General features: G+C 70.0%; 7 protein-coding genes. All 7 read right to left on the reverse strand.

Annotated features, from left to right (window positions below; all coding sequences use genetic code 11):
• The coding region (locus tag AB0F44_RS29830) for a bifunctional DNA primase/polymerase (protein ID WP_357360946.1) at positions 1–671 on the reverse strand (671 nt) is incomplete at its 3' end.
• Positions 655–945 carry a hypothetical protein gene (locus AB0F44_RS29835; RefSeq protein WP_357360948.1) on the reverse strand — a complete coding sequence of 97 codons (291 nt, stop codon included), beginning with the start codon at positions 943–945 and terminating at the stop codon, positions 655–657. The genes AB0F44_RS29835 and AB0F44_RS29830, both read right to left, overlap by 17 nt.
• Complete coding sequence (locus AB0F44_RS29840) at positions 945–1,976, reverse strand: hypothetical protein (RefSeq protein ID WP_357360950.1); 1,032 nt, start codon at positions 1,974–1,976, stop codon at positions 945–947. Before AB0F44_RS29840 ends, AB0F44_RS29835 begins: the two co-directional genes overlap by 1 nt.
• 111 nt (positions 1,977–2,087) lie before the next feature.
• Entirely contained in the window at positions 2,088–2,396 is a 309-nt protein-coding gene (locus tag AB0F44_RS29845; protein ID WP_357360952.1) for a hypothetical protein, read from the reverse strand.
• Positions 2,397–2,544: 148 nt separating this feature from the next.
• Complete coding sequence (locus AB0F44_RS29850) at positions 2,545–4,749, reverse strand: hypothetical protein (protein ID WP_357360954.1); 2,205 nt, start codon at positions 4,747–4,749, stop codon at positions 2,545–2,547.
• Between the two features lie 253 nt (positions 4,750–5,002).
• Positions 5,003–5,929 carry an NUDIX domain-containing protein gene (locus tag AB0F44_RS29855; RefSeq protein ID WP_357360955.1) on the reverse strand — a complete coding sequence of 309 codons (927 nt, stop codon included), beginning with the start codon at positions 5,927–5,929 and terminating at the stop codon, positions 5,003–5,005.
• Between the two features lie 10 nt (positions 5,930–5,939).
• On the reverse strand, positions 5,940–6,136 hold a 197-nt coding region (locus AB0F44_RS29860), incomplete at its 5' end, for a hypothetical protein (protein WP_357360957.1).

Here is a 6,136-nt window from a genome sequence, read left to right on the forward strand (position 1 = left end):
CTCGGGGCCGGTCGCTGGTCGCGGCCGAGGAGGTCGAGCAGGAACATCGGCAGGGATGCCGGCGGGCGGTCGTCCACCACGGTGTAGGCGCCCTGGCCGATGGTGGTCGGGGGTGCGGCGACGTAGCCGCCGTGGGCGCGGGTGTCGATCAGCCAGCCGACCTTTCCGGCGGTGTTGGCGAACCGGCGCGAGGTGTCGGGGGCGGTGTAGTAGAGGTGGGTTCCGCCGGAGACGGTCTCCACGGTGTAGGTGGGTGTGATGGTGCCTCCGTGGGCTCCGGCGAGGTGGTCGAGAACGTCCTCACCCGTGGTGATGCCGAAGCGATGCCAGGGCTCGGGAATCTCGGAGCCCGGCTTGTGGGTGTCGAGGTCGACCACGACCAGCCGCGAGGGACCACAGGCGATCCCAACCCCGTAGGCCGGGTTGCTGGACCAGGCGCGGGTGATCCAGTCGGCCCGGTTGGTGGCGCGCTGCTCCCATCCGGCGTGACCGGTGCGGCACCAGGCGTCGGTGCCGTCACAGTCGGCGGCGCGGTGGTTCGGGGTGGCGGGCCGCTTGGAACCGGGCAGCAGGGGAAAGACGCGCCAGCCACGGGCGGCGTAGTCCAGAGCGGTCGTGAGAGCGTCGGAGCCGGTCGGAGTCTCGGTGAGGGTGTCAGGCTGCTGCATCATCGGTCTGTCCTTCCTCGGTGTCGTGCTCGGTGTCGTGCTGGTCGGGTGCGTGGCGGTCGGGGCGAGCGTTGGCGAGCATGAAGCCCTGCAAGGTGGGTCGCGGGTGGGCGGCGGCATACTCCTCGAGTTCGGTGGGGTAGCCCAGGGATTCGGCCTCGGCGTCGATCTCCCAGGCGTGGGTGGCGAGGTAGAAGTCACTGGTGATCAGGTCGCGCCACCAGTGGGGGCGGCGCTGCACGTAGCGGCGGCGTACGCGGCGGGGTCGGCGGCTCATCAGGCACCCGCAGCCTTGCTATTGGTCCAGCGCTGGACGGTCCGCTCGGAGACCTTCAGCAGCCCGGCGACCTCGGGCACCGGCAGCCCGTAGGCGCGCAGCTCGGAGGCGGCGCAGGCGTCGTGGACCTGGTCGCCGTCGTCCTCGCTCAGCACCTCGTCGCAGACGGCGCACTGGCCGTTGTGCTCCTCGGTGTCGTACTCGTCGTTGTGCGTGTCGGGGATGACAGTCAGGACGGGCTTGGGGGTGACAGCGGCGGGCGGCGCGGCGATCGCGTGGGGCTGGTCGTCGGGGTCGGTGTCACCCTCGATGTCAGCCCCGTTGTCAGGGGTGGTGTCGGGGGTGGCGTCGGGAGTGGCGGCCGACTGGTGGCCGAGCAGCTCGCGGTAGGCGATGGCCCCGGCGGCGTGTTTCTCGGCGGACTTGGTGAGCCGGGTCGCGGCTCGGTTCTCGGCCTTCTCCACGGTCACCTTGATCTCGGCCAGGGCGTGGGTGCGGGCGGCGAGGCGGGCGGACTCGCGGTAGCCGGTGATGGTCTCCATGTGGGCGGCGTGGCGGGCCTCGATGACGGCTAGGGCGCGCTGGTCGCGGATCTCGGCGGTGCGCTCCCGGATGATTGCGGCCGTCTCGGGCGAGACGGTCACCTGGTCGCGGATCCCGTCAGCGATCAGCAGGAGCGCGGCCAGGGCCGGGATAGCGGACCAGGGGCCCATGTGCCCGACAGCGGCGAGCAGGACCGTGGAGACGGCTACAGCGACGGCCGTAGCGGCACCGAAGCCGTACGCGGTGGCGCGCTGGCCGGACTTGTAGGCGTGGATCGTGGTGTGACCGAGCGCGGCCCACACGACGTCGGCAGCGAGGGCGACCGCAACACCAACGGCAGGGGCGGCGCTTCCGGCGGCGGGGATCATCGCGGCGACCTGCGGGGCGATCGTCACGGCAACCTGGACGAAGCCGACAGCGGTCATGCCATAGCCGACAGCAGCGAGGCCGGAGGGGCGGTTGGACTTGGGAAGCGAAGCGGTGTTCATGGCCAATCTCTTTCTGCTCTGGAGAGATGTTTTGCCTGGTCAGATGAGTGTTTTGGGCATGGGTCGGGTAGGGACCTGGGCCAGTGAGGCCCGTGCGAGGGGTTGAGGCGGTTACCAGCCGGGACGGTGCGGCGGCTGCTTCGGGTCGCGCTGGGGCGGCATGGTCGTGGTGGTGGCCTCGGTGTGGATGCGGCGGGCGTGGTTGTAGAGAGCGCGCCCGGTGCGGAGGCGGGTGCCGGTGCCTCGGCAGCGTCGGCAGGCTCGGAGCTTGCGGAACACGGTCCCGGTGGTGCGTGAGCCGGTGCCCTGGCAGCGGCGGCAGCGGGTGAACGGCAGTTCGCGGCACAGGGTGGCGTAGATCCCAGTGGCCAGCGTGATGAGCACGACGGCCGCGAGGGTAGCGACGGTGAGCGGTGTCATGGAATCTGTCTCCTGGACTGGTTTCTGGTGGCCGCGGGCGAGGTCGCTACCCGCTACCTTCGAACGTCTGTGCTGGTCAGGTGGGGGTTTGGTGGTAGCGGGGTGGGTAGCGAGGTCGCTACCGGGTGGTGGTCCGCTACCTCCGGCGCTACCCCTCCTTCTGGGTCTCGGTCTGGGTCTCCTGGTCGCGGTCTGCGCGGAGCTTGTTGAGGTCGGCGCGGCGGTAGCCCTTGCGGTTGGTGCCCGCGATCTTCACGTCGACCGAGGACAGCCCGGCGGTGCGCGCTATGTCGGAGAGCGCAGCGGCGGAAAGGTGGGTGTAGGCGTCGGGCCAGTTCTCGGTGAGCGCCTCGGCGGCGGTCTCCCAGTGCTGGCCGTTGGAGGCGGCGACCTCGGTCAGGTCGGCGAGCAGGTCACGGGCCGGGGCGGTCTCGATCGGTGCACCCACCGCCACGCCACCGCGCAGCGAGGTCGCGCGAGCAACCATCGCGTCCCAGACCTCTGGGGCGGGGAACTGGGAGCGTGCCGAGACCGGGGCGCGGCCACCGGTCATGCAGCCCCATCCGGCGTCGAACTCGGGCCGGTAGACGGTGCCGGTCAGGCCGCGCTTGTAGGCGCCGGTGCCGAGGATCATGTCGTTCTCGACCTGACCGGCCACCGAGAGGCACCAGCGGTTGGTGACACAGCGGGTGATGGACGGCGGGAGGCTGTCCTTGTCGGGGATCTGGGTGGCGAGGATGACGCAGATGCCGAGGGCCCGGAGCCGCTTGATGGCGCGGGAGAAGTCCGAGGCAGCATCGGGCGAGTGCAGGAACAGCTCGTGGGCCTCATCGATGAGCACGCACACCGGGTGCAGACCCGAACCAGGCTTGGCGGCCAGCTCGGGGGTGACCTTGCCCAAAGGGGCCTCGCCGCGCTTACGGGCCGCGAGGATCCGCTTGCCGCGCTTCTCGGCCTCGGTGACCAGCCAGCGGCCGATAGAAACACCCTGGTCCAGCGCTTCATCGTCGACACCCACGACGTAGGTCGAGCACAGGGGCTCGAGGTCGAGGAAGTCACCGGTTCCCTTGAACTCGGCAATCTTCAGCTCACAGTTCGGGTCGAGCATCGCGATCGCGACCAGCGCCCGGGCGGCGTACGACTTGCCGGAGCCGGGCTGGCCACCGATCAGGTAGGAGCGCTGGAACAGGGTGGTTTCGACCGGGCGGCCGCGCTCATCGCTGCTGAACTCGGTCAGTTCGAAGAACGACGTGCGGGCGTTGTCGTCGGCCAGGGACCAGTTGGGCTGTCCCATCTCCGAGGCGGGGTGATAGCCGACCCACAGGTCGAGCTGTCCGGGGTGGTCGGGCCCCGCCGCCGGCCACACCTGGTCGACCGGGATCCGCAGCGCGGAAGCCAGGCCGTCACGGCGCTCCAACACCTTCACCGCGGTGACACCCTCGGGCAGGTTGACCCGAGCCAGCCACCCGGGCCCGTCGCGGTGGATGCCGGGGTGACAGAACTCGATCTGCTCAGGGGCAGTGATGCCACGTACGGCCAGCGAGACCAGGGAGTTGCGGACCAGATCACCGGTCAGCTTGGTGAACCGGCGACCCGTCGCGACGCGGCCCAGGATCGGCTTGTCAGCCGGGCGACCGGCACGGACGGTCACGACGATCAGCGCGGCCAGCGCGGCCCACAGAACCGGCGCGAGCAGGCCGGTCACGGCCAGGACGGCCACCACGATGAGCGTGGCAGCGGTGGCGAGCGCTAGGCCCCACATTCGGCCTCGGGACTCACGCTCGCGGATCTTGTTGAGCGCCTGCCAGGTGTAGGCGTCGTTGGTCTCAGCGGCCTTCTGCCGCAGCTCGTAGTTGCCTTCCTCGGCGCGCGCCCACCGCGTGACCTTGCCGGTCATCCGGCCAGCACCTACGACCGAGTAGCCCAGCGTCTTCACGGTGTAAACCGGGGTCCGGACGGCGTGGAATGCGGTGTGGTAGCCCGCAGCCGACAGGGCCTGGCGCACGGCGGCCTTGCGGGCCTCGGCCGAGCGCAGCCACGGCGGGATGATCGGGGCCCGCTCGCCGGCCGCCCGGTCAGGGGCGGCCCAGGTGAGCGTGGAGGTCACATCCTCGGGCTCACCCGACTCAGTCGACTCGGCCGCGTCGGCCTCAGCCTCGCCCTGGTCGCTGTCGGTGAACGGCCGGGCGGTGTCGACGTGGTCGACCACGGCGAGGACTTCGCCCTCGAACACGTCGACCCGCTCAGCGTCCTCGTAGTCGGTCGTGTCGGCCTCGGCCAGGCCGATCCGGTTGTCGAACAGAGCGGCCGGGCTGTCCGGTGCGGTCCCGTTCGTCGGGTAGTAGTCAGTCATCGTCGGGTCCTTCCGTTGGTCTGGGTCATCGGGTCTGGGTCATGAGGTGGGTGAGGCGGTGATGCACCACGGCGAGCAGTCGGCGCTTAGCCATGGACGGTTCGATCTGTTCGGCATCTAGGAGGGCGAGGACGGCGGCCAGGCCCCGGACCAACAGCCCGAACCGTTCCTGCATCACTTGCAGCTCGCGGCGGGTGTGCTCGCACGTCTGGCACGGGCCCTCAGACATGGCGTGGGCGATCTCCGGTCTCGATCAGTGCTGGTCCAGCAGGCTCAGGGCCTCCTGGAGCAGGTCGACGTGGGCAGGGAAGACCACACCGCAACGCTCTGCGATCGCGGCCTGCAACTCGTCCCAGGAACCGGCGGGGAGCCAGTCGGCCTCGTCGGCGTCGTCCTGCCCGGAGACGACCGGGAGCGGGTGGTTGATCAGCGTGGCCATGCCGGGGATGGTGACCATCCAGGCGTTCTCACCGGCGCGGGGGTCGTCCACGACCCGGGCCGGGAGCATGTCGAACACGCCGGAGTGAAGCCGGAAACCGGTCTCCTCCTCCAGTTCCCGCGCGCAGCCCTTAGCTGCGCTCTCGCCCTCGTCCAGGCCGCCACCGGGCAGTGCCCACCCGTGGCCGTCGCCGCGCTTGATCATCAGCAGGTGAACGGCCTCGGTGAACGGGTCGCGGTTGAACACGATCGCGTCGCTGCACACGCCCTCGCCCCAGTGCCACAGGTCGCCCTTGCCCGGCTTCAGGTCGGGGCGGGGACGCGGGTTGAGCGGGAGCCCGTCAGCGATCTCGAACGGCACCGCGGCGCGCTCCTGGCGCTCGGCCCAGTCGATCGTGTGCGGGTCCTCGCCGCGGAGCTCCTCATCGCCCTTGACGTTGTGGCCCCCGGCGGGCTTCTTGTCGACGGGGTTGACGCCGTGGCCGTAGGACTGGCCGTCGACCTCAACAAAGGCGATGCGGGGGTTTTCGTAGGCGTCGGTGATCGCCGCGCTGGCCTCGCGGCCGTTGTCCACGGTGAAGCTGATGACCTTGCCGCTGACGTAGTGCACGACGATCTCAAACGGCTCATCGTGCACGGTGACGCGACGACCGTTCACGGTGACGCTCGCGTTGATGACGGTGCCCGCGATCATGCCGACTACGCCGTTGTTGATGCTCACGGAGACGGTGGTCTCGTTCATGGGTTTCTCCTCAGATCTGGTTCGGGTTGGTGTTGCGGATGTGGTCCAGCGCGGCGAGACAGGCCGCGCACATCGGGGCGTACGGGCTCCGGGCCCGGTCGGCGGGCTGCTGGCTGGACATGGCCTCAGCGGTGGCCGGGATCTCGAAGCCACACAGGGTGATCACCCCGGCCTCGGTGGCCTGGTCCTCGATGTGGATCAGACCCG

Source organism: Nocardioides sp. NPDC023903, from assembly GCF_040639295.1.
In the GTDB taxonomy this organism is placed as follows: Bacteria; Actinomycetota; Actinomycetes; order Propionibacteriales; family Nocardioidaceae; genus Nocardioides.